General features: G+C 74.4%; 20 protein-coding genes. 11 read left to right on the top strand and 9 right to left on the bottom strand.

Annotated features, from left to right (window positions below):
- The first annotated feature begins 451 nt into the window (after positions 1-451).
- The 8 genes from ACZ6CZ_RS05185 to ACZ6CZ_RS05150 all read left to right on the top strand — a co-directional run bounded on the left by ACZ6CZ_RS05185 (position 452) and on the right by ACZ6CZ_RS05150 (position 9,033).
- The gene (locus ACZ6CZ_RS05185; protein WP_469014905.1) at positions 452-2,056 is read left to right on the top strand and encodes a sensor histidine kinase; all 1,605 of its coding nucleotides are present in this window, start codon (positions 452-454) and stop codon (positions 2,054-2,056) included.
- Complete coding sequence (locus ACZ6CZ_RS05180; protein WP_469014901.1) at positions 2,053-2,460, top strand: roadblock/LC7 domain-containing protein; 408 nt, start codon at positions 2,053-2,055, stop codon at positions 2,458-2,460. The genes ACZ6CZ_RS05185 and ACZ6CZ_RS05180 overlap by 4 nt, the downstream gene beginning before the upstream one ends.
- Complete coding sequence (locus ACZ6CZ_RS05175; RefSeq protein ID WP_469014898.1) at positions 2,457-2,804, top strand: DUF742 domain-containing protein; 348 nt, start codon at positions 2,457-2,459, stop codon at positions 2,802-2,804. Before ACZ6CZ_RS05180 ends, ACZ6CZ_RS05175 begins: the two co-directional genes overlap by 4 nt.
- Positions 2,785-3,411, top strand: a complete 627-nt coding sequence (locus ACZ6CZ_RS05170; protein ID WP_469014891.1) for a GTP-binding protein — start codon at positions 2,785-2,787, stop codon at positions 3,409-3,411. Before ACZ6CZ_RS05175 ends, ACZ6CZ_RS05170 begins: the two co-directional genes overlap by 20 nt.
- Positions 3,408-4,631, top strand: a complete 1,224-nt coding sequence (locus tag ACZ6CZ_RS05165; RefSeq protein WP_469014887.1) for a cytochrome P450 — start codon at positions 3,408-3,410, stop codon at positions 4,629-4,631. The genes ACZ6CZ_RS05170 and ACZ6CZ_RS05165 overlap by 4 nt, the downstream gene beginning before the upstream one ends.
- The gene (locus tag ACZ6CZ_RS05160) at positions 4,628-5,875 is read left to right on the top strand and encodes a cytochrome P450 family protein (RefSeq protein ID WP_469014884.1); all 1,248 of its coding nucleotides are present in this window, start codon (positions 4,628-4,630) and stop codon (positions 5,873-5,875) included. The genes ACZ6CZ_RS05165 and ACZ6CZ_RS05160 overlap by 4 nt, the downstream gene beginning before the upstream one ends.
- Before the next feature lie 176 nt (positions 5,876-6,051).
- Positions 6,052-7,041, top strand: a complete 990-nt coding sequence (locus ACZ6CZ_RS05155) for an aldo/keto reductase (protein WP_469014877.1) — start codon at positions 6,052-6,054, stop codon at positions 7,039-7,041.
- Between the two features lie 153 nt (positions 7,042-7,194).
- The gene (locus ACZ6CZ_RS05150; RefSeq protein WP_469014873.1) at positions 7,195-9,033 is read left to right on the top strand and encodes a glycoside hydrolase family 15 protein; all 1,839 of its coding nucleotides are present in this window, start codon (positions 7,195-7,197) and stop codon (positions 9,031-9,033) included.
- Between the two features lie 34 nt (positions 9,034-9,067).
- Here the strand turns inward: ACZ6CZ_RS05150 and ACZ6CZ_RS05145 are convergent, their stop codons facing one another.
- Both ACZ6CZ_RS05145 and ACZ6CZ_RS05140 read right to left on the bottom strand, forming a co-directional pair.
- Positions 9,068-10,894 (bottom strand): cation:proton antiporter, encoded by a 1,827-nt coding sequence (locus ACZ6CZ_RS05145; protein ID WP_469014871.1) that lies wholly within the window; start codon positions 10,892-10,894, stop codon positions 9,068-9,070.
- Between the two features lie 432 nt (positions 10,895-11,326).
- Positions 11,327-11,929, bottom strand: coding sequence for a TetR family transcriptional regulator (locus tag ACZ6CZ_RS05140; RefSeq protein ID WP_469014868.1), 603 nt, complete (start codon positions 11,927-11,929; stop codon positions 11,327-11,329).
- 134 nt (positions 11,930-12,063) lie between these two features.
- Here ACZ6CZ_RS05140 and ACZ6CZ_RS05135 point away from each other — a divergent pair, with 134 nt between their 5' ends.
- Entirely contained in the window at positions 12,064-12,717 is a 654-nt protein-coding gene (locus ACZ6CZ_RS05135) for an ATP-binding protein (protein ID WP_469014864.1), read from the top strand.
- A gap of 12 nt (positions 12,718-12,729) precedes the next feature.
- On the opposite strand, the gene ACZ6CZ_RS05130 is transcribed toward ACZ6CZ_RS05135, so the two are convergent.
- The 4 genes from ACZ6CZ_RS05130 to ACZ6CZ_RS05115 all read right to left on the bottom strand — a co-directional run bounded on the left by ACZ6CZ_RS05130 (position 12,730) and on the right by ACZ6CZ_RS05115 (position 16,253).
- Positions 12,730-14,136, bottom strand: a complete 1,407-nt coding sequence (locus ACZ6CZ_RS05130) for a chloride channel protein (protein WP_469014860.1) — start codon at positions 14,134-14,136, stop codon at positions 12,730-12,732.
- Positions 14,137-14,153: 17 nt separating this feature from the next.
- A complete protein-coding gene (locus ACZ6CZ_RS05125; protein ID WP_469016539.1) occupies positions 14,154-14,456 on the bottom strand; it encodes an SHOCT domain-containing protein in 303 nt (100 codons plus the stop codon).
- 49 nt (positions 14,457-14,505) lie between these two features.
- Entirely contained in the window at positions 14,506-14,967 is a 462-nt protein-coding gene (locus tag ACZ6CZ_RS05120) for a DUF6325 family protein (RefSeq protein ID WP_469014857.1), read from the bottom strand.
- Between the two features lie 200 nt (positions 14,968-15,167).
- On the bottom strand, positions 15,168-16,253 hold the full coding sequence (locus ACZ6CZ_RS05115) for a YhjD/YihY/BrkB family envelope integrity protein (protein WP_469014852.1): 1,086 nt from the start codon (positions 16,251-16,253) through the stop codon (positions 15,168-15,170).
- Positions 16,254-16,773: 520 nt separating this feature from the next.
- Here ACZ6CZ_RS05115 and ACZ6CZ_RS05110 point away from each other — a divergent pair.
- The gene (locus ACZ6CZ_RS05110) at positions 16,774-18,036 is read left to right on the top strand and encodes an MFS transporter (RefSeq protein ID WP_469016536.1); all 1,263 of its coding nucleotides are present in this window, start codon (positions 16,774-16,776) and stop codon (positions 18,034-18,036) included.
- A gap of 39 nt (positions 18,037-18,075) precedes the next feature.
- Here ACZ6CZ_RS05110 and ACZ6CZ_RS05105 read toward each other — a convergent pair whose 3' ends face one another.
- From ACZ6CZ_RS05105 to ACZ6CZ_RS05095, 3 genes are read right to left on the bottom strand one after another with little or no spacing between them, the layout of a single operon-like run.
- Positions 18,076-18,831, bottom strand: coding sequence for a metallophosphoesterase family protein (locus ACZ6CZ_RS05105; RefSeq protein WP_469014849.1), 756 nt, complete (start codon positions 18,829-18,831; stop codon positions 18,076-18,078).
- Complete coding sequence (locus tag ACZ6CZ_RS05100) at positions 18,828-19,151, bottom strand: BON domain-containing protein (RefSeq protein WP_469014846.1); 324 nt, start codon at positions 19,149-19,151, stop codon at positions 18,828-18,830. Before ACZ6CZ_RS05100 ends, ACZ6CZ_RS05105 begins: the two co-directional genes overlap by 4 nt.
- Complete coding sequence (locus tag ACZ6CZ_RS05095; RefSeq protein ID WP_469014843.1) at positions 19,148-19,849, bottom strand: nucleotidyltransferase family protein; 702 nt, start codon at positions 19,847-19,849, stop codon at positions 19,148-19,150. The genes ACZ6CZ_RS05100 and ACZ6CZ_RS05095 overlap by 4 nt, the downstream gene beginning before the upstream one ends.
- Positions 19,850-20,103: 254 nt before the next feature.
- On the opposite strand from ACZ6CZ_RS05095, the gene ACZ6CZ_RS05090 reads away from it, so the two are divergent.
- Positions 20,104-21,249 carry a PP2C family protein-serine/threonine phosphatase gene (locus ACZ6CZ_RS05090; RefSeq protein ID WP_469014841.1) on the top strand — a complete coding sequence of 382 codons (1,146 nt, stop codon included), beginning with the start codon at positions 20,104-20,106 and terminating at the stop codon, positions 21,247-21,249.
- The last annotated feature ends 7 nt before the right edge of the window (positions 21,250-21,256 follow it).

The raw sequence follows: 21,256 nt of genomic DNA, 5'->3' as shown, positions 1-21,256 counted from the left end.
CCGCCCTGACTGAAGTGCGAAAACCGTCACATTGACGCCGTCGGTGGGCGTGTTGCCTCCGCCGTTCGGGACCGGTCCGGCCAGGGGCGCGCCGGCCCCCGGGACGCCCGGGGCACCGGGGACCGACGCCGGGCCGCCGAGATGCCAGGCCGTCGGCGCGGGTGGGCCGCGGGCGTGGCGCCGGGCGCGGGCGGTGGGCCGGCCCCGGGGCGGCGAGCGACGACATGCACCACGGCTCGTCAGGAGGCCTGCTGCCTGCGCCAGACCGCGCATGACAGGGGCAAGTGACCTGCTTTCGATCACCGTTGACCATCCGCTTCATGAGATGGCCTCAGATCCTTTCTATTTCGATCACGAACTCTCGTATAGTGACGCCGAGTTCCAACCGAGTGTCACGTCTCACGCACCCAGGCCTCCCGCCACCCCCTGCTCCGAGGACCAGACCGGACCGATGACCGCGCCCACGCACCCCGGCGACCGACCCTCCCTCCGCACGCTCGCCCCCGCCTTCGCGCTGACCGCCGTCGTCTCGGCGCTCGTGGTCGTCGTGGCCGTCGCCGCCGCGCCCGGCCCGGTGCGCGCCCCGCTCGCCCTGGGCGGCGGCGCGGCGGCGCTCGTGCTGTGCGCGGCGGTCACCACGGCCGTGCAGGCCGTGCTGAGCGCGCGCCGCACCCGCGGGCGGCTGGAGACAGTCACCCAGGACATCGGCCGGCTCCTCCAGCAGCAGGCCCGCAGCACCGAGGAAGCCCGCCAGGAACAGCAGCGGCTGATCGACGAACTCGCGCAGCAGCGAGCCGAGTTCACCGAGTCGTTCGAGCGGGAGCGAGCCCGGCTCAGCCAGGGACAGGCGAGTGAGGCCGAGCGGCTGACGCGGCACAACGCCCGGCTGACCGCGGAGCTGGAGCGGGCCACCCGGGAGCGGGCGGCGGCGATCGCGGCGACCTCCAACGCCGCCGGGCGGATGCAGGCCCTGGCCACCGCCACCCTCGCCGACCTGCGGGCCATGGAGGAGCGCCACACCGACGAGGAGGTCCTCGCCGACCTGCTCCACCTCGACCACCGCACCGCCCAGGCGGGCCGCCTCGCCGACTCCGTGGCCGTCCTCACCGGCGCCCGGTCGGGCCGGCGCTGGGCGCGTCCGATCGGCATGGAGTCGATCCTGCGCGGCGCCATGGGCCGGATCAGCGGCTACCGCCGGGTGCGCGTCCATTCGGTCAGCGAGGCGGCCGTCGCCGGTCACGCCGCCGAGGGCGTGATGCACGCGCTCGCCGAACTCCTCGACAACGCCGCGAACTTCTCCCCGCCCACGGCCGAGGTGCACGTGTACGTGGAGGAGGTGCCGGCCGGCGTCATCGTCTCCGTCGAGGACAGCGGACTGGTCATGGGCGACGTGCAGCTGCGGCGCGCCGAGCGCGCGGTCGCGGGCGACGTCACCGGCCTGGGCGGGCTCAGCGGCACCCGGCTCGGCCTCGCCGTGGTGGGCCGGCTGGCCCGCAAGTACGGGCTGAAGGTGTCCTTCCGGCCCTCCGCCCGCGGCGGCACCGGCGTGCTGATGCTCATCCCGCAGGACATCCTCACCAGCCCCGCCGTGGCCGAACGGCCGCCCGCCGCCGAGCACCCCGGGCCGCAGCGGTCCCACCCGGCACCGGTCGCGCCCGGTCCGAGCCCGGTGCACGAGCCGGCCGGGCCGGAGGGGGCGGACGGGACGGACGCGGCGGACGGTGCGGTGGGGCCCGCCGGGCTGCCCAGGCGGCGCCGGGGCCGTACGCTCGCCGAGGCCGAGCGGTCCAGGCCCGGGCAGCACGGCGGCGAGCCGAGGCCCGCGCCCGCCGCCGACGACGCCCGGGTGCGCGCCGCCCGGTTCAGCAGCTTCCGCCAGGCCGTCCGCCCCTCCTCCCCCGACGACACCCCGCACGGCGGGCACGGCGGGCACACCGGGAGCGGCGAGCACGCCGGGCCCTCGTCGACGGCGGCTTCCTCCCGCTCCCCCCAGTCCTCCGACTCCTCCCGTTCCTCCCATTCGCACGCGCACCCGGAAGGCGACACCACCTCATGACCGGCAGGACCACCGCCGACGACAAGCTGACGTGGCTCATCGAAGGGCTCCTGGAGCGCACCCCGGGCGCCCGGCACGCGCTCGTGCTCTCCCGGGACGGGCTGAAGCTGTGCCGCACCCCGGAGCTGAGCGTCGACCAGGCCGACCAGCTCGCCGCCATCGCCGCCGGCATCCAGTCGCTGTCGCACGGGGCGTCGGTGGAGTTCGGTGACGGCAGCGGAGGCGTGCGGTCGGCGATGACCGAGTTCTACGGGGGCGTGCTGTTCATCGTGGAGGCGGGCGACGGCGCCCACCTGGCGGTGATCACCACCGAGGACGCGGACGCCGGGCTCGTCGGGCACAACATGAGCGAACTGGTGGAGCAGCTCGGCGAGCATCTGACGGCTCAGCCGCGGACGTCATGAGCCGTCCCGGCAGGGACGACGCTCCCGACCGCCTCTACACGATCACCCAGGGCCGCAGCCGGACCGGAGCCGACAACCCCTTCGACCTGGTGACGCTGGTCGTGGCCGAGTCGGAGCCGGTCGCCGGCATGCAGTCCGAGCACACGGCGATCCTGCGCATGGCCGAGTTCCCGACCTCCGTCGTGGAGATCGCCGCCGAGCTGCGGCTGCCCGTGAGCATCACCAAGGTGCTGCTGTGCGACCTGCTGGCGGCGGGCCGGGTCAGCGCCCGCCACCCGCGCAGACCGGCCATAACCGACCCCGACATCCTGGAGCAGGTGCTCGTTGGACTCCGCAACCTCTGACGCGCGCACCCCGTTGGGTGCCGCCGCCGACAACGGCCTGAAGATCGTGGTCGTGGGCGGCTTCGGCGTCGGCAAGACCACCCTGGTCCGCTCGGTCAGCGAGATCCGTCCCCTCAACACCGAGGAGACGATGACCCAGGCCGGGGAGGCGGTCGACGACATCCGGCAGGTGCGCGGCAAGACCGCGACCACGGTGGCGTTCGACTTCGGCCGCATCAGCCTGGACGCGCACAACGTGCTGTACCTGTTCGGCGCGCCCGGCCAGGAGCGGTTCTGGTTCCTGTGGGACCGGCTGTTCTCCGGCACGCTCGGCGCGGTCGTGCTCGTCGACACCCGCCGGATCGACGACTCCTGGTACGCCATCGACCGGCTGGAGCACCACGGCACTCCGTTCATCGTGGCCTGCAACGACTTCGGCGGCCCGGTGTACGCCCCGCAGGACGTGCGCGCCGCCCTCGACCTGGACCCGGACGTGCCGCTGCTCGACTGCGACGCCCGCTCCCGCGCCTCCGGCAAGCAGGTGCTGATCACGCTGGTGCAGCACGTCAAGAACCGGTACGCCGGTCCGGCCGCGGCGGCGGCCCAGCCCCGACAGGAGTTCGTGTGACCCCCGATGCCGTGCCCCTCGGCGGAGACCGGTTCCGCACCGATCCCGCCCGGCTGTACCGGGAGATGCGGCGCGAGCACGGCGCCGTCGCCCCGGTGCTGCTCGACGGTGACGTACCGGCCTGGCTGGTGCTGGGCTACCGCGAGCTGCACCAGGTCACCGGTGACCCGGTGCTGTTCAGCCGGGACTCCGACCTGTGGAACCAGTGGGACGCCATCCCGGCCGACTGGCCGCTGCTGCCGATGATCGGGCGCAAGCAGCCGTCGATCCTCTACACCGTCGGCGAGCGGCACCGGCAGCGGGCCGCGATGATCAGCGACGCGCTGGAGGCGGTCGACCCCTTCGAACTGCGGCACCACGCCGAGCGGTTCGCCGACGAGCTGATCGACGCCGTGTGCGTGACCGGCGAGACGGATCTGGTCGGCGACTTCGCGATGCTGCTGCCGGTGCGGGTCCTGGCCCGGCTGTACGGCTTCTCCGACGAGGAGGGCCCGGCCCTGGTGACCGCCCTCAACGACATGATCGACGGGCGGGAGCGGGCCCTGGCCGGTCAGGCCCATCTGGGCGGTTCCATGGCGCGGTTGCTCGCCGACCGCCGCAAGGAGCCGGCGCAGGACGTGGTCTCCCGGATGCTCGCCGACGACAGCGGCTTCACCGACGAGGAGATCGCCCAGGACCTCATGGTGATGCTGGCGGCCGGGCACCAGCCGACCGCCGACTGGATCGGCAACTCGCTCCGGCTGATGCTCACCGACCCGCGGTTCGCCGCCTCCCTGTTCGGCGGCCGCAACAGCGTCGCCGAGGCCATGAACGAGGTGCTCTGGGAGGACACGCCCACCCAGAACGTGGCCGGCCGCTGGGCCTCGCGCGACACCCACCTCGGCGGCCGCCGCGTCCGCGCCGGCGACCTGCTGCTGCTCGGGTTGCAGGGCGCCAACTCCGATCCGCAGGTCCGCACCGACGCGAGCGCGCTGACCGGCGGCAACAACGCGCACTTCTCCTTCGGGCACGGCGAGCACCGCTGTCCCTTCCCCGCGCAGGAGATCGCCGAGGTGATCGCGCGCACCGGCATCGAGGTCGTCCTGGACCGGCTGCCGGACATCGACCTGGCGGTGCCGGCCGAGTCCCTCACCCGCAGGCCCTCGCCCTGGCTGCGCGGACTGACCGAGCTGCCCGTGCGGTTCACCCCGACCCCTGCCCTGGGAGGCACGCCCCGATGACGACCGGAACCGACGGAACGACGACCGGAGCCGAACAGACCCGGATCGCGCTCGACCCCTTCGTCACCGACCTGGACGGCGAGAGCGCCCGGCTGCGCGCGGCCGGTCCGCTCGCCGCCGTCGAGCTGCCCGGTGGCGTCCCCGTGTGGGCCGTCACCCGGCACGCCGAGGCCAAGGCGCTGCTGACCGACCCGCGGCTGGTGAAGGACATCGAGGTGTGGGGCGCCTGGCGGCGCGGCGAGATCCCGGCCGACTGGCCGCTGATCGGCCTGGCCAACCCCGGCCGCTCCATGCTGACCGTGGACGGCGCCGACCACCGGCGGATGCGCGCTCTGGTGGCGCAGGCGCTCACCCCGCGCCGGGTGGAGCGGATGCGGGAGCGGATCACCGAGCTGACGCGGACCCTGCTGGACCGGCTGCCGGCCGGCGCGGACGTCATCGACCTCAAGGCGGAGTTCGCCTACCCGCTGCCCATGTACGTCATCGCCGACCTCATGGGCATCGAGGAGTCGCTGCTTCCCCGGCTGAAGGTGCTGTTCGAGAAGTTCTTCTCCACCCAGACCCCGCCCGCCGAGGTCCTCGCCACCCTCACCGAGCTGGCCGAGATCATGGGGCGGACGGTGGCCGCGAAGCGGGCCGAGCCCGGCGACGACCTGACCAGCGCCCTGATCCTGGCCTCCGAGGACGGCGACCACCTCACCGACGAGGAGATCGTCTCCACCCTCCAGCTGATGGTCGCCGCGGGGCACGAGACGACGATCTCGCTGATCGTCAACGCCGTGGTCAACCTCTCCACCCACCCCGAGCAGCGCGCCCTGGTGCTGTCCGGGCAGGCGGACTGGTCGGCGGTGGTCGAGGAGACGCTGCGCTGGTCCACCCCGACCTCGCACGTCCTGATCCGCTTCGCCACCGAGGACGTGCCCGTCGGCGACAAGGTCCTGCCGGCCGGGGACGCGCTGATCGTGTCGTACGGCGCGCTCGGCCGGGACGAGGAGGCGCACGGGCCGACGGCCGGCGACTTCGACATCACCCGGGAGACCCGCAACCGGCACATCTCCTTCGGTCACGGCCCGCACGTCTGCCCCGGCGCGGCCCTGTCCCGCCTGGAGGCCGGCGTCGCCCTGCCCGCCCTCTACGCCCGCTTCCCCGCCCTGGACCTGGCCGTGCCGGCGTCCGAGCTGCGTCACAAGCCCGTGGTCACCCAGAACGACCTGTTCGAGCTGCCGGTGCGGCTCGGCGGCTGAGCCCGGCCCCGGCCGGTGCCCCGGGCACCGGCCGGCACCCGGTGGGCGCGGTCGCGGGGCTCCGGGGGCCGATCTTGACTTGGAGCGCGCTCCAAGTCGTAGCGTCGGGAGTGTTCCGGTGACGTCGAACGGCACCGGGGCGGACTGCCGACGAACGAGGAAAGGCTGGCACGCACATGCGACAGCGCACTCTGCGGGACCTGCGGGTATCAGCCATCGGCCTGGGCTGCATGGGGATGTCCGCTTTCTACGGGTCCGCCGACCAGGACGAGGGTGTCAGGACCATCCGGCACGCCCTTGACCTGGGCGTCACCTTCCTGGACACGGCGCAGGTCTACGGGCCGCTGACCAACGAGACACTGGTCGGCGAGGCGGTCCGGGGACACCGCGACGAATACGTGATCGCGACCAAGTTCAACTACCGGATGGACGACGCGATACCCGGCGACATGAGCACGGTGGGCCGGCAGGACGGTTCCGCCGAGCACGTGCGCAGTTCGGTGCACGGCTCGCTCCAGCGCCTGGGCACCGACTACATCGACCTGTACTACCAGCACCGCGTCGACCCGCAGGTGCCGATCGAGGAGACCGTCGGCGCCCTGGCCGAGCTGGTCGCCGAGGGCAAGGTGCGCCACATCGGCCTGAGCGAGGCGGCACCGGAGACCATCCGGCGCGCGCACGCCGTGCACCCGGTCACCGCGGTGCAGACCGAGTACTCGCTGTGGACCCGGGACGTCGAGGCGGAGGTGCTGCCGACCTGCCGAGAGCTGGGCATCGGCTTCGTGCCCTACTCCCCGCTCGGCCGCGGCTTCCTCGCGGGCCGGTTCACCTCTCCCGACGAGCTGGACGAGAACGACTTCCGCCGCAACAACCCGCGCTTCAGCGACGACAACCTCGCGGCGAACCTCCGGCTCGCGCAGAAGGTGAAGGAGATCGCCGCGGAGAAGGACGTGACCCCGGCCCAGCTGGCGATCGCCTGGGTGCTCGCCCAGGGCGAGGACCTCGTCCCGATCCCCGGCACCAAGCGCCGCACCTACCTGGAGCAGAACGCCGGCGCCGTCGACGTCGAGCTGAGCAAGGAGGACCTCGCCCGCATCGACGCGGAACTGCCCCGCGCCGCGGGCGAGCGCTACGACGAGGCCGGCATGCGCGCCCTGAACCACTAGGGGCCGTCCCCCCGGCGCCGCACGACCCGCGGTGGGCCGCCCCCGGACCGCTCGGGGGCCGGCCCGTGGTCCGGCGCGCCGGGGTCGCGCCCCCGGCTTACGCTGAGCGGGGGGTCGCGCTCGGGTGAACCGCAGGCCGGAAGGACGCCCCCGATGGACGACTACCCCCTGATCGAGAACCACGGACTGCTCGGCGACCTCCAGACCGCGGCGCTGGTCACCACCGACGGCACCGTGGACTGGTTCTGCGCCCCGCGGTTCGACTCGCCCAGTGTGTTCGGCGCCCTGCTGGACAAGGACAAGGGCGGCCACTGCACGGTCCGGCCGGCGCACGCCACCTACGCGACCAAGCAGCTCTACCTCCCGGACACGGCCGTCCTGGTGACCCGGTTCATGACGGAGGCGGGCGCCGGTGAGGTCCTGGACTTCATGCCGGTCACCGGGACGACGGTCACCGCCGCCCACCGGCTGGTGCGCATGGTGCGCTGTGTGCGCGGCCGGATGACCTTCGCGGTGGAGATCGCCCCGCGGTTCGACTACGGGCGCACCGGTCACCGGCTGCACCTGGCGGAGCAGGGCGCGGTGTTCGCCGCGGACGACGGCTCGCGGCTCACCGTGCATCCGGTGCGCGAGCCGGGCGACCGACGGGTGCTGGACGTCCTCACCGAGCGGGACGACGACCTGCACTTCACCCTGACCCTGGAGGCGGGCCAGGAGCGCGGGATGGTGCTGGAGTGGGCCGCCGAGGGGCCGCCCCGGGAGATCCACCTGCCCGAGTACCAGCGGATCTTCCACGACACCGTCGCGTACTGGCGGACCTGGCTGAGCCAGTCGCGGTACACGGGACGCTGGCGGGAGGCGGTGGAGCGGTCCGCGATCACCCTGAAGCTGATGACGTACGCGCCCACCGGTGCGGTGGTGGCCGCCCCCACCACGGCGCTCCCTGAGCAGCTGGGCGGCGAGCGCAACTGGGACTACCGCTTCACCTGGATCCGGGACGCCTCCTTCTCCGTGTACGCGCTGCTGGGGCTGGGCTTCACCGAGGAGGCCAGGGCGTTCATCGGCTGGCTGGCGGACCGCGTGAAGGAGCGCGCCGGCAGCGACGGGGACTCCGGGCCGCTCAACATCATGTACACCGTGGACGGTTCCTCCGAGCTCCAGGAACAGCTGCTCGGCCACTGGGAGGGCTATGCGCGGTCCGCGCCGGTCCGCATCGGCAACGGCGCCGCGACGCAGCTCCAGCTGGACATCTACGGCGAGGCGCTGGACAGCATCTACTTCGCGCACCGGCACGGGCTCGGGGTCGGGCACCGGGGGTGGACCTCGCTGCTGACGAACCTGGACTGGCTGGTCGACCACTGGGACCAGGCGGGCGAGGGCCTGTGGGAGACCCGCGGCGGGCGCAAGGACTTCACGTACGGCCGGGTCATGTCGTGGGTGGCGTTCGACCGTGCGCTGCGGCTGGCCGCGGACAACGGCCGGCCGGCCGCGGCCGCCCGCTGGCAGGCGGCCCGGGACGAGATCTACGAGCAGGTGATGACCAAGGGGTGGAGCGAGGGACGCCAGGCCTTCGTCCAGCACTACGGCGGTGAGGTGCTCGACTCCTCCCTGCTGCGGATGGCGACGGTCGGCTTCATCACGCCCGAGGACCCGATGTGGCGCTCCACGCTCGACGCGATGGAGGAGGATCTGGTCAGCGACAGCCTGGTCTACCGCTACAACCCGGAGGCCTCCCCCGACGGTCTGCGCGGCTGCGAGGGCACGTTCTCGCTGTGCACGTTCATGTACGTCGACGCCCTGGCCCGCGCGGGACGCACCGACAAGGCGCGGCTGGTGTTCGAGAAGATGATGGGCTACGGCAACCATCTGGGCCTGTTCTCCGAGGAGATCGACCCGACGGGCCGTCAGCTGGGCAACTTCCCGCAGGCGTTCACCCACCTCGCCCTCATCGACGCGGCCCTCACCCTGAACGCGGCCCTGGACCGGACGTAGGTCCGGTCGCGAACTGGCCCTGGTGCGGCGGCGCTCAGGCCTCCGGCGCTCCGCGGGGCTCCTCCCCGGGCTCCTCGCCGGACGTGTCGCCGGACGTGTCGCCGGGGGCCGGGGCGGGGCCGAGGAGCACGAGCGTGTCACCGGCCGCCGTGTCGGCCGGGGCGGCCTCCCCGACCGCTTCCAGCCGCCCGTCCCGGCGTACCACGAACAGGGTGTCGCAGCCGGGCGGGGGCGGGGCGGAGGCGGGGCGGACCTGGAAGCGGGCGCCGCGCCGGTGGCGGGCCGCCAGGCCGGGGCGGGCGAGCCGCGGCCCGAACAGGACGGCGCCGCCGGTGTAGGGGGCCACCACGCCGGGGCTGTCGGGAGCCGGACGGACGCGGTGGACGGGGCCGTCGACGCTGTCCGCCATGACGATCGAGGCCAGGGCGTTGAAGTCGTCGTCGTCGGTGAGCAGGAAGACCGACGTGACGCCCTCCAGCCGGGCCTGGGGATCGGCGGCCACGGCCATGAACTCACCGGCGGCCAGCTCGATCCCGGCCCGCTCGATCCGCTCGCGTTCCCCGGCGGAGCCCGCCCACATCAGCACGTCCAGCCCCGCGGTGCGCAGCGACCGGGCCAGGTCGACGACCCAGGGCTCGCCGCCGATCAGGAGCGGGCGGAACCGGGCGGGCCGCGCGACGCCCAGCCGGCGGGCGACGGGCCCCGCGGTCAGGGCGTAGACGAGGACCGTCCCGACGATCACCAGGAAGGTGACGGGCAGGATCGTGCCGGCGCCGGCCAGTCCGGCGGCGGTGAGGGAGGCGGCGAAGGTCGTGGCGGTGGAGGCGGCGACGATGCCGCGCGGCGCCATCCAGCCGGTGAACGCCCGCTCGCCGCCCAGCAGGTCCGTCCTGAGGGTGGACAGCCAGGCCGCCAGCGGCCTGACCACCAGGACCAGTACGGCGACGAGGACGAGGGCGGGCAGCAGCACCGGGCGGACGGCCGCCGGGGCCACCGTGGCCGAGATGGACACGAACAGCAGGCCGATGATCAGCTGGACGGTGACCTCGAAGAACGGACGGCGCGCCGGCATGTCGAAGCGGGGCAGGTTGGCCACCAGCAGCCCGGTGACGATCGCCGCGATCAGCCCGGTGTCGTCGTACGCCATGTCGCAGCCGGCGGCGACCACGACGACGGTGGCCAGCTGGGCGAGGGTGCCGAGCGTCTCGCCGAGGCGCAGCAGCCCCAGCGTGCACCACAGCAGCGCGGCGCCGACGACTCCGCCGGCGGCTCCCACGACGAGGCCGGCGAAGAAGGCCCCGAGGCGGAAGTGCCCGGGTTGCAGTCCGCCGGAGACGAGGGAGTGGAAGACGACGGCGCCGAGGATGCCGCCGACGGGGTCGATCAGCGACCCCTCCCACGTCAGGATGCGCCGCACGGTGTCGGACGGGCCGACGTGTTCGAGCAGCGGGCCGACGACGGTGGGCCCCGACACCACGAGGATCACGCCGATCATGCTGGCGGTGGCCGCCGGCACCCCGAACAGGGCGGGCGCGAGGAGCATGACGGCCCCCCAGGTGAGCAGCACGCCGGACACGATGAGCCGCAGGACGACGCCGCGGGTCGCCCCTTTGAGGTGGCGCAGGTCCAGGCCGAGCCCGGCGTCGTAAAGGATGATCGCGACCGAGAGGGACACCAGGGGCGGGAAGGCCGCGCCGAGCAGGTTGTCGGGGTGGACGACCTCGGTGAGGGCGCCGGCGGTGAATCCGGCGGGCAGCAGAAGGATCAGGGCCGGGATGCGCAGCCGGCCGGCCAGGATCTGGGAGCCGACGGCGAGGGCGACGGTCAGGCCGATGCCCAGCAGGATCTGGTCGTCGCTCATCCGGCGCCCGCCTCGCCGGGTGCGGGCCGGTCCCGCGCGGTGAGCGAGTGGGGCGGTGTGTCCGCCGGGAACGGGACCGTGCTGTGCATGCGAGTCTCCCCGGGGCCGGCGCGGGCGGGCGGATCAGCCTCCGGTGGCGAAGCCGGGGCCGATCCCCGAGTCGGCGCCGGTGACCAGTGCCTTCTGGCCCTTCAGCAGGTGGGCGGGTACGACGTCGTGCGGTGCGCCTGCGGGGGGAACCCACGATGACTCACTCCTCCACTGCGGTGGCCCGGACCGGCGGCCGGGCCGTGGCCCGGAGGTCTCAGGCGCCACACAACCACCGGGCGCGGGCGGCGGCACGCCGGGCGGCCCCGCGTTGCGCCGCCCGGCTGACGGGCCGGCCGGGCCGGTGGCGGACGATCCTCGTCCGGTCCGGCCGCCGTGCGCGGCTCACCCGCGTGCCACGCGCCAGCCCGGTTCGAGCCGGTCGAGCAGGAGCCCGAAGGCCTGCCCGGCCGCTTCCCAGTCGCCGGTGGACAGCGGCGCGGTCAGCAGCCCGAAGACGGCGTCCACCAGCAGGGTCGCCTCGCGCACGGCCCGCTCCGCGGGCAGGTCGAAGCCCCGCAAGATGGTGGTCAGCAGCTGCGTCCAGCCGGTGAGGGCGTCCCGCAGCACCGAGCCGTAACGGTCGGGGTGGCGCAGCCCCGCGGTGAGCAGCTCGAGGTACAGCGGGAGCACGGCGCGCCGGTCGTCGGTGCCGAACCGCTGCCACAGCTCCTCGAGGAAGCGGCGCAGTCCGGCGGCGTCGCGCGGCGCGCCCACGCTCTCCAGCAGTTCCCGGACCCGGTACAGCGGCCGGTCCTCGTCCAGGGCGAGTGCCCGCGAGATCAGTTGTTCCTTGGTCCCGAAGTAGTAGAGGAGCATCCGGTCACTGGTTCCCAGCTCCCGTGCCATGGGCCGCAAGGACAGGTCGGCGAGTCCGTGCCGGAGCAGGTAGTCACGGACCCGGTCCAGCAGTTCCTGGCGTCTGACCGGGTCGGCCGTGCGCGCCATGACGCCCTCCCATGCACCTTATCTCCGGATTTGCCCCATCTACCCCTTTACCGTAGCACTCGCTACAGGTATGGTTATTTACGTAGCGAGTGCTACACGGAAGCCTCCGCCACTCCCGAAGGGAACGACTCGTCATGCGCCGCCCCACCCCCGGACTCTCCGGCTCCCCGGAGATCCGTACACACACCCCTCGGGGCGCATGGGTGGCGAAGGACGCCTCGACGTCCTGGTTCGCACGGCACTTCGGCCTGTGGGCCCGGACGCTGGCCCCCCTGCGCCCCCTGGACGCCCCCGCGGCACGCGCCACGGACCTGGAGGCGTCCTGGCCCCTGGCGCGGGACCCGAGGTCGCCGGGGACGGCCCGGCGCGCGGTGACGGGGCAGTTGGCAGAGTGGGAGCTGGACGACCTGTCCGACACCGCCGAGCTGCTCGTCAGCGAGCTGGTCACCAACGCGCTGCGGCACGCGCGTGGGTCGGTGCGGCTCAATCTGCGGGTGACCGGGGACGGGGACGGCAACCGGCTGCGGGTCGAGGTCGAGGACACCAACTGCGCCGCTCCGGTACGGCGCACCACCACCCCGGACGCGGAGGACGGGCGCGGCACCGAGCTGCTCGACCTGCTCAGCGCCGCCTGGGGCAGCTACGGGACGGCGACCGGCAAGACCACCTGGTTCGAACTGGCGGCCCCGTCCGACGGCACGGTTCCCGGCGGCGTGACGCTCGACGACGAGGCCGCTGGTGACGCGGCTGCCGACGGCGTGGCGCTGCGGTCGTGTGCGTCCCGCTGACCCTCGGCCGTCTCAGCCCGTCCGCTCGCCGCCGCCGGCCGGGGCGGCGCCTCTGCCCATGGCGGGCACCGGGCGGCCGGGCGGCAGCAGCTCGACCGTCACGAAGCTCACCACGGCGGCGATGATCACCACGGGGATCATCTCCGCGCTGCCCAGGAGCAGGACGACCAGGACCACGCCGCTGACCGGCAGCCGCAGCGCGGCCGTCACGGCCGCCGCCATGCCCGCCGCCATGCCCGGTACGACGCCCAGGCCCGGCAGCGGGGCGAGCAGCACGCCCGCGGCGGCGCCGAGGAACACCGCGGGGAAGACCGGACCGCCGCGCAGACTGCCCAGACACAACGCGTAGGCGCCGGACTTGCACAGGAGTACGGTGACCAGCGCACCGGCTCCCCACGCGTGCGGGTCCGCGGCGAGCCGGGCCAGCGCGGCCTCGCCGGACGACGCCACGTCCGCCGGCGAGCGACCGGTGGCCAGCGCGTACACCGCGGCGCACACCGCGGCGCCGAGGGCGCAGAGCACCGTACGCGGCACGGACCGCGGGGCGAGGAACACCGCGGACAGGCGCCCGGCGGACAGCAGCAGGTGCACGCCTGCGCCGAGGCCGGCCGCCATCAGCACCGACCAGATCACGTCACCGGCGTCGAGGTGCGGGGACGGCACTCCCAGCGTCAGCGACAGGCTCCCCGTCGCGAGCCCGGTCCAGCGGCCGAAGCCGGTGAAGACCAGCGAGCCGACCCCGCTGCACAGCAGCGCCGGGAGCATGACCGCGAACAGCTGAGGTCCGCCCACGCCGGCCACCTCGATGAGGAGCACCGCCCCGATCAGCGGGTTGCCGAAGATCGCCGACAGGGCCGCCGCCGCTCCGGCCGCGCCCAGCAGCGCCGAACTCCGCGGTGTCGCGGGTGCCCGGACCAGATCCCGGAACAGCAGGGCCAGCCCGCCGCCCAGGGCCAGCAGCGGGGCCTCGGGGCCGAGCGTGGCGCCCAGCGGGAGGCTGGCCGCGGCCGCGAGGATCACCCCGGGCAGGACGGACGGCGCCATCCCCGAGGAGTGCAGCCCTCCGGCCGGGACGTGTCCGCCGGCTCCGGGCAGGTACCGCACGACGAGGCCGACGACCAGGCCCGCGACGGCCAGCAGGGGCAGCGGCCACCACCAGGGAGGGGTGTGCCACCCCAGGTTCTCCGGCAGCCCGGCCCACAGCAGGTGTTCCAGCCCGTGCAGACCGGCGAGGAACCAGAACGCCGCCAGCGACACCGGCACGCCGAGGATCGCCGAGATCAGCAGCGCCTTCTGGTATCCGGGCCCGCGCAGCAGGTCCCGCAGCCGGTCCGCCTCCTCGGGCTGCGTGCCCGAGGAGGGTGCCTCAGAGGGCTCGGCGCTCGTGGCGGGTGCCGTGGACGGGTCCGACCGGGTCACGTGGCGCTCCTGTCGCGTCAGCCGAGGATGCGGCGCTTCTGCTCCTGCATCTCCTCGTCGGTGAGGATGCCCTGGGCCTTGAGGTCGGCGAGCTGCTTCAGCTGGTCGATCTTGCTGCTCATGTCGTCGGCGACGGTCGGTGCCTCCGCGGCGGGGGTCGCGGGACCGGGCGGCGCCGGCGGCTGCGCGTAGGCGGCCTGCTGTGCGGCGTCCTGCTGGGCCCAGCGGCCCGCCTGCCGCCGGGAGACGCGGTTGGACACCGCGGTGGCCGTACCGGAGATCACGGCGGTCCGTGCGACGCCCCGAAGGAGTCCTGGCATGCTGGTCATCTCCCAAGTCCTGAGGTGTGAACGCCGGTGCGGGCGAACGTCAGGCGGCCACGGGGCCGCTCGGCGGAGTGGTGGGCTCGGTCGCGTCCAGGGAGGCCAGGATCGCCTGCACGGGGATGCGGCCGCCCGCCACCAGCTGCGCGCCGCCGCGTCGCAGCGCCCGGGCCAGCGGCGCGGCCCAGGTGTTCTCGTACACGAGGATCGCGGCGGAGCTTCCGGCCTCCAGGGCGGCGGCGGCATCGTCCAGGTCGCTCTGGTCCAGCAGACCGGAGGCGGCCCCCTCGAACACCGTAAGGTCGATCTCGTCCCCGATCTCCTGCAGTTCCAGCCCGGAGACCGACCCGTCGGTGTCCTTGCGGACGAACACGAGGTCGAGAATGCGGATGATGCCGCGCTCGGCCAGGTCGACGAGGAGCGGGAAGCCCTCGCCCGTCATGCGGTTGCCGGGGAATTCGACGACCAGGTAGTCGACGGGCCCCATGTCCTCGACGTCTTCCATCATGGCCACTCCCAGAAGCGGATACGGCCCGGCGTGGCATCCGGAGCCGGAACATGCGGGCCGGCGCGCCGGCGGCCCGGGACGACTTACCCAGCCATTGCACCATCGGCCGGGTGGCCCCGCACCTCGCGTCCGCCCGGTGCGGAACGTGCCCCGGCCGGCCGGCCCGCGGCGCCGTCAGGTCATCCCGCGGCCCCCTCGGGTCACTCTCGCGGCGTGCCCGCGTCGCTCCCGTCCGGCCGGCCCCGGCGGGACGGGAGCGACTCCAGGCGTGCGGCGATCCACGGTTCCCCGGCGGCGACGGCCCCGACGGTGAGCCCGAGGGTGACCGCCACGCACACGACGATCAGCCAGGACAGCAGCACGAACACCGGGCCCAGGGAGCCGTACTCGCCCATGGCCCGGCCCAGCGCCCGGGGCATGTAGAAGTGGGCGCTCACGGAGACGGCCGTGACGGCGCACGCCGTGATGACGGCGCCGGGCAGCAGCAGCGACCAGCGGATCAGGCCGCCCAGCAGCAGGTGCTGGGTCCACCACCACAGCAGGGTGTCGGTCACCAGCGTGGCCGGAATCCCGAGCCACATGCCGATGCCGAACCCGTCGCGCAGCGGCGCCTGCGCCACCAGCACCCCGAGCCAGAGCGCGATCCAGGCCAGCCACCGCCACGGGGCGATCCGGGTTCCGGCCCTGGGCACCTGCCAGGCCCGCTTGCACAGCCGCTGCACGGCCCGGCTCACCGCGGTCGCCGAGAGCAGCACCACCACCGCCCCGACCACGCCGGTGGCCTGCCGCAGGTTGCCGTCCGGTGCGTTGAAGAGCTTGTCCAACTGGCTCTTGGTGTCTCCCGACAGGCCGAAGAAGGCGGTGACGGAGCTGACGATCTGGTGGCGCACCGCCGAGGGGGCGTACGCGGCGACCACGAAGAGCAGCGGAACGGCCGTCAGGAAACACTCGGAGGCCAGGCGGGTGGCCGAGTCGAAGATGTTCACCGACACCATCCGGTCGGCGAGGCGGATGATCACCGGGAAGCGGGTGCGGGCCTGGTCCTGTGTGGTCCTGGCCCGCTCGGTGAGCGCGGCGGCCCGGCTCCGCCACCGCCCGTCCGCCTCGCCGTTGCTGTCGGCCTCGGCCGGGCCGGTCCCCTGGCCGGAATCGCCTCCCTGGCCGGGGCCGGCCTCCTGGCCGGGACTGCTCTCCTGGCCGGGGCTCCGGTCCTGGCTCGGGTCGCCGGCCCGGTCGCGGCCGTTCCTCCGGCGCGGTGTCAGCCGGCGCACACGACGTCGCGGCACCACGAGCGGCTCCGGCCCGTCGCCGGCACCCCGTCGGACGTCGCCATGGTGCTGCTCCTTCCGTTGCGTCCAGCGTGCCGGATGACCCGGCGGGCGGCACTCCGGGGACGCGGCGGGCGGCACCGCGACGGGGCCGGGCGGCCTGCGGCGCGGCGGCGCCGGGTTCCCCTGTGAGCAACCCCACGCGGCCGCCAAGTGCGCGCATCCGGAGGCGACTTGGCACCCGGACGGCTCCGGCGGCCGGGCGGCCCGCGCGGGCCCGGCCGCCCCGTCTGTCACGATGGTCCGCGCCGTGACCGACGCGGTGGAACGGCCGCGCAGCGCAGCCGCGCATGCGTGGTCCGCCGTCCCCGTCCGCCCCCGCACCTCCCCGCGTCCCTGGTCACCCCCTTCTGCCGAGTCCTTCACTGTGCCTGCCTCCACCCTGCCCTCCGCCGTGCCCCACGCCGTGCCCGCCGCCGCCGGTGCCCCGTCACCGGACACCTCGCGTTCGCCCTGGCGGTCCCTGCGGCACCGCGGCATGCGCTGGTGGTCGGCCGCCAACCTCGTCTCCAACGCCGGCACCTGGATGCAGCTGACGGTGCAGAACCTGCTCGTGCTGCAGATCACCGGCTCGGCGGCGGCCACCGGTCTGTCGATGTCGGTGCAGGCGGCGCCCGCGCTGTTCGTCAGCCTGCTGGGCGGCGCGGCGGTGGACCGCTGGCCGCGCAGGCTCACGGTCGCCGTCAGCCAGGCCCTGCTGGGCGCCGTCGCCTTCGTGACGGCGCTGCTGGTCGCGCTTGACCGCCTCGACATGACGTCGCTGCTGGTGCTGGCCGCCGTCACCGGTCTCATCGCCACCGTCGACGCGCCGGCGTGCGCCCTGCTCGGCAACGACCTCGTCCCCGTGCCGGACGTGCCGTCCGCCATCGGGGTGGGCGCGCTCGTGCACAGCGCGGGCCGCCTCGCCGGTACCGCCCTGGCCGGTGTGGCCGTCGGCTCCCTCGGCACGGCCTCGGCCTACGCCGCCAACGGGTTGTCGTTCCTGTTCGTCGCGTCGGTCGTGCCGTTCCTGCGGCCGGTGGCCGGCGCCGCCGTACCTCCCGCGGCCGGTGGGCGGAGAGCCGGGCCCGCGGCCGCGCCCGCCCGCAAGGACTACGGGGTGCGCCAGGGGCTGGTCTTCTTCGTGCGCCGGCCCCGGCTGGTCGCCCTCGCGGGCATCTACGGGATCAGCTCCGTCTTCGGCCGCAACTACGCCCTGACCCTCGCCGTCCTGGTCACCGGACCGCTCGCGGGCGGCGCCGGTGCCTTCGGCACGGTCTCCACCGTGCTCGCCGCCGGGGGCATCGTCGGCGCGGTGCTGGGCGCCCGGCTGCGCCGCCCCTCGGTGCGGACCGTGGGACTGCTCGCCGCGGCGGGCGGGCTGCTCCAGGCGGTGGCGGGGCTGTCCCCGTCGCTGGCCGTCCTGCTGGTGCTGGTCCTGCCCATGGCGGTCGTGGAGTCGGTGTCCGACACCGCCGGTACGGCCGTCCTCCAGACCGATCCGCCGGCCCGGCTGCGGGGCCGGGTGCTCGGCGTGTGGAGCAGCGTCGGCACGGTGTGGAGCCTCGGTGGCCCGCCCGCGCTCGGTCTGCTGATGGAGCTGGCCGGAGCCCGGGGCGCCCTGGTGACCGGCGGGCTGCTCATCGCGGGCGCGATCGGCGCGGGGCTGCTGGCACGCACCCGCACGGCCGCCGCACCGGTCGCCGTGCCCGCGCTGGAGGCCGGCGTCCCGGGCCGGGAGGCGCTCGGTACGGCTGCGTGAGCCGCTGCGGCCCCGAGGGGCCCGGCGCCCGGCACCGCCTCAGCCGGCCGGTGCCCCTCGGGCCCGCTCGCGCGAGGGCAGCTGATAGACGTGGAAGGCCTGCCCGATCACCGGCTGGGCCACGTTGCGCACGCGGACGCCACCGCTGGTCATCCCGTGCTCGGTGCCCGCGTGGGCGTGGCCGTGCACGGCGAGGTCGGCGCCGCCCGTGTCGATCGCCTCGGCCAGCAGGTAGCTGCCCAGGAACGGGTAGATCTCGGGCGGCTCCCCGGCGAGGGTGTCCGGCACGGGTGAGAAGTGGGTCAGGGCGATCCGCACGTCGCAGTCGGCGTCGTCCAGCTCCCGCAGGGCCGCGCGCAGCCCGTCGGCGCGCCGGCGCGAGTAGCGGACGAACTCCTTCATGAGCGGTTCGCCGAACTCCCCGGCGCAGCGCCCGACGAACCCGCCGCCGAAGCCCTTGGTGCCAGCCACCCCGATGCGGTGGCCGCCGTCGCCCGTGACCACGGCGGCCTCGCCCTCCAGCACGTGCGCGCCGGCGTCCCGGAGGATCGCGGTGACCTCCTCGGGCACCTCGGCGTGGTGGTCGTGGTTGCCCAGCACCGCGACGACGGGCACCGCGAGGTCCTTGATCTCCCGGGCGACCACCTGGGCCTCCTCCGGGGTGCCGTGCCGGGTCAGGTCACCGGCCAGCAGCAGCACGTCCGCGTGCTCGGGCAGGGTCTCGAAGGAGGGGCGGAGCGTGCCCTGGCTCTCGGGGCCCATGTGGATGTCCCCGACGGCCGCGATCCGGATCATGACAGGTCCTCCGCGTGGTCGGGCGAGGAGGTTCCGGCGATGAGGATGTCGGAGTGGACCGGGTGCCCCGCCAGCTCCGCACGGGCGATGGCCAGCAGTTCGTCACGGCACTGCGCGGACGGCACGGTACCGGTCAGCAGGACCGAGTCGCCGTGGGTCACCAGACGCACCCCCAGCTCCGCGAGGGACCCGGAGGCGAGCCGGTCGGCCAGGTGGGCGACCCGGTAGTCGAGGTTCTCCGCTTCGGCCGCCGGGGCCGCCGGTGCGGTGTCCGGGGCGTGCGGGCCGGCCGGCGGCCGTGCCGTGTCGTCCTCGCTCATGGCTGTCCTTCCCGGTCGTCGCCCGTCCCCGCCGTCCCGCGCGGGCCGATCACGTCCAGCCGTTCGAGCAGGAAGAGGAAGGCGGCCGGCATGGGCTCCTCGCCGCAGCTGTCCCGGATGGCGTCCCAGTCGACCTTCTCGCGCAGCAGCCGGGCCACGGGGAGCACGGACCCGAAGTCGCAGTGGTGCTCCGAGAACGCGGTGATCAGGCTGCGCAGCAGGTCGGTCGGTGCCAGGACGGGCATCTGCACCGAGTCGACCGAGATGTACCGCGCCCGGTCGAGCATGTCCCGGGTGACGGGCCGGTGTCCCAGCTCGAAGATGATGTCGACGTCCTGCCCGTGCGAGGTGGTCTTCAGCAGCCAGTCCTCGGGCGGTGTCCGCACGCTCAGGCCGGCCTCGCGCAGGGTGTCCGCCACCGCCTGGGCGTCCTCGGGCAGCACGCAGAAGTCGGCGTCGTGCTGGAGGTAGCGGCCGCCGCCGTGGGCGTAGACGGCCACGCTTCCGGCCAGCGCGAACGGGTGCCGCTTCTTCAGGATGGCGCCCACGTGCTTGGCCGCCTCCAGGATCGCCTGGCTGCGGTCCTGCGGCAGCTCGGGAGTGGCGTCCGGTCCTCTCCCCTGGTCCTCGCGCGCCAGGCGCAGGCCGGTCACCTCCGCCCGTGAAGCGAGCGTGGTCTCCTCCCCGTTCTGCGTCATCACCACTCCCCTCACCGCCCATCGGGCATCACTCCCGCGCGGCTCGGACCCGCCGGGACCATGCGGGTACCCCGGGCCCGCGCGACGACACGGCACACCGGCCGGGCCGACGGGCGGGTACGCGACCCGGCCACCGGCAGGCGGACGTGTACGGCGGCCCGGCCACCGGCGGGGAGACACGGACGGCGGCGGGCCGTCACCCGGTACGCCGACGGTGAGTGGCCCGCCCGGAGGCGGGGGCGCACCCTGTTTCCATGGGGCCCCGGGAGAGCCGTGCCGGTCCGTGGCAGCCGGGCCGCGCGCTGCTGCTGTTCCCGGTCCTGCTCATCGTCGTGATCACGCTGGTGGACGTCCGCTCGCCCGAGGACATCCACCTGGGCCCCGCCCTGGTGATCGCCCCCGCGATCACCGTGTCGTTCGCCGGTCCGCGCACGACCGCGCTGATCGGGGCGCTGGCGGTGGCCGCCCAGCTGGTCATCGCCGCGCTGCACGGCGGGCTGGGCACCGTGAACCACATCGTGCAGCTGATCGTGCTGACCCTGCTGTCGGTGCTGGTGGTGGTCTACTGCGCGGTCCGCGACCGGCGCACCGCCCAGCTGGCGCAGGTGCGGATGGTGGCGGAGGCCGTCCAGCAGGTGCTGATGCGGCCACTGCCGCAGCGGATCGGGCCGCTGCGGATCGCCTCGCTGTACCTGGCCGCCGAGGACGAGGCGCAGATCGGCGGCGACCTGTACGCGGCGACCCGCTGCGCGGACGCGGTACGCGTGCTGATCGGCGACGTGCGCGGCAAGGGGCTCGCCGCCGTCGGCGAGGCCGCGCTGCTGCTGGGCGGGTTCCGCGAGAGCGCGCACCGGCAGGTGGGCCTGCCGGACCTGGCGGCCGCGCTGGAGCAGAGCGTGACCCGTTACGCGGTCGACTGCGAGTCGCCCGAGGGGACCGGGGAGGACGGGGAGCGTTTCGCCACCGCGCTGCTGGTGGAGGTGCCGGACCGGGACCCGGTGACCCGGATGACCAGCTGCGGTCACCCGCCCCCGCTGCTGCTGAGCCCCGGTCACGTGGTGACCGTCCCGGGCGTGCACCCGGCGCCGCCGCTGGGGGTGGCCGGTCCCGCGCAGTATCCGCTGGACGTGGTCTCCTTCCAGCCCGGCGACACCCTGTTGCTCTACACCGACGGTGTCGTCGAGGCCCGTGACGCCCGCGGCCGCTTCTATCCGCTGGCGGAGCGGGCCGCGCGGTGGACGGACGACACGCCGGAGGCGCTGGTGCACCACCTGCGGCGCGACCTCCTCGCCCACGTCGGCGGCCGGCTCGGCGACGACGCGGCCCTGGTCGCCCTCCACCGCCCTGCCGCCGTCCCCCGCCACCACCACCCGCGTGCGGCGGGAGGCCACCGGGACTGACCCGGCG

Source organism: Streptomyces sp. NPDC041135, assembly GCF_055592085.1.
The sequence above is the reverse complement of the archived record's forward strand: the minus strand, read 5'-3'. Positions and strand labels throughout refer to the sequence as shown.

Excerpts from the sequence above, each read along its gene's own strand:
- ACZ6CZ_RS05100 (WP_469014846.1), bottom strand. The coding sequence starts at position 19,151 with ATGAGCGAGGACGACACGGCACGGCCGCCGGCCGGCCCGCACGCCCCG.
- ACZ6CZ_RS05180 (WP_469014901.1), top strand. The coding sequence starts at position 2,053 with ATGACCGGCAGGACCACCGCCGACGACAAGCTGACGTGGCTCATCGAA.
- ACZ6CZ_RS05185 (WP_469014905.1), top strand. The coding sequence starts at position 452 with ATGACCGCGCCCACGCACCCCGGCGACCGACCCTCCCTCCGCACGCTC.
- ACZ6CZ_RS05125 (WP_469016539.1), bottom strand. The coding sequence starts at position 14,456 with ATGCCAGGACTCCTTCGGGGCGTCGCACGGACCGCCGTGATCTCCGGT.
- ACZ6CZ_RS05105 (WP_469014849.1), bottom strand. The coding sequence starts at position 18,831 with ATGATCCGGATCGCGGCCGTCGGGGACATCCACATGGGCCCCGAGAGC.
- ACZ6CZ_RS05150 (WP_469014873.1), top strand. The coding sequence starts at position 7,195 with ATGGACGACTACCCCCTGATCGAGAACCACGGACTGCTCGGCGACCTC.
- ACZ6CZ_RS05145 (WP_469014871.1), bottom strand. The coding sequence starts at position 10,894 with ATGAGCGACGACCAGATCCTGCTGGGCATCGGCCTGACCGTCGCCCTC.
- ACZ6CZ_RS05135 (WP_469014864.1), top strand. The coding sequence starts at position 12,064 with ATGCGCCGCCCCACCCCCGGACTCTCCGGCTCCCCGGAGATCCGTACA.
- ACZ6CZ_RS05095 (WP_469014843.1), bottom strand. The coding sequence starts at position 19,849 with ATGACGCAGAACGGGGAGGAGACCACGCTCGCTTCACGGGCGGAGGTG.
- ACZ6CZ_RS05140 (WP_469014868.1), bottom strand. The coding sequence starts at position 11,929 with ATGGCGCGCACGGCCGACCCGGTCAGACGCCAGGAACTGCTGGACCGG.
- ACZ6CZ_RS05155 (WP_469014877.1), top strand. The coding sequence starts at position 6,052 with ATGCGACAGCGCACTCTGCGGGACCTGCGGGTATCAGCCATCGGCCTG.
- ACZ6CZ_RS05090 (WP_469014841.1), top strand. The coding sequence starts at position 20,104 with ATGGGGCCCCGGGAGAGCCGTGCCGGTCCGTGGCAGCCGGGCCGCGCG.
- ACZ6CZ_RS05175 (WP_469014898.1), top strand. The coding sequence starts at position 2,457 with ATGAGCCGTCCCGGCAGGGACGACGCTCCCGACCGCCTCTACACGATC.
- ACZ6CZ_RS05110 (WP_469016536.1), top strand. The coding sequence starts at position 16,774 with ATGCGCTGGTGGTCGGCCGCCAACCTCGTCTCCAACGCCGGCACCTGG.
- ACZ6CZ_RS05120 (WP_469014857.1), bottom strand. The coding sequence starts at position 14,967 with ATGATGGAAGACGTCGAGGACATGGGGCCCGTCGACTACCTGGTCGTC.
- ACZ6CZ_RS05160 (WP_469014884.1), top strand. The coding sequence starts at position 4,628 with ATGACGACCGGAACCGACGGAACGACGACCGGAGCCGAACAGACCCGG.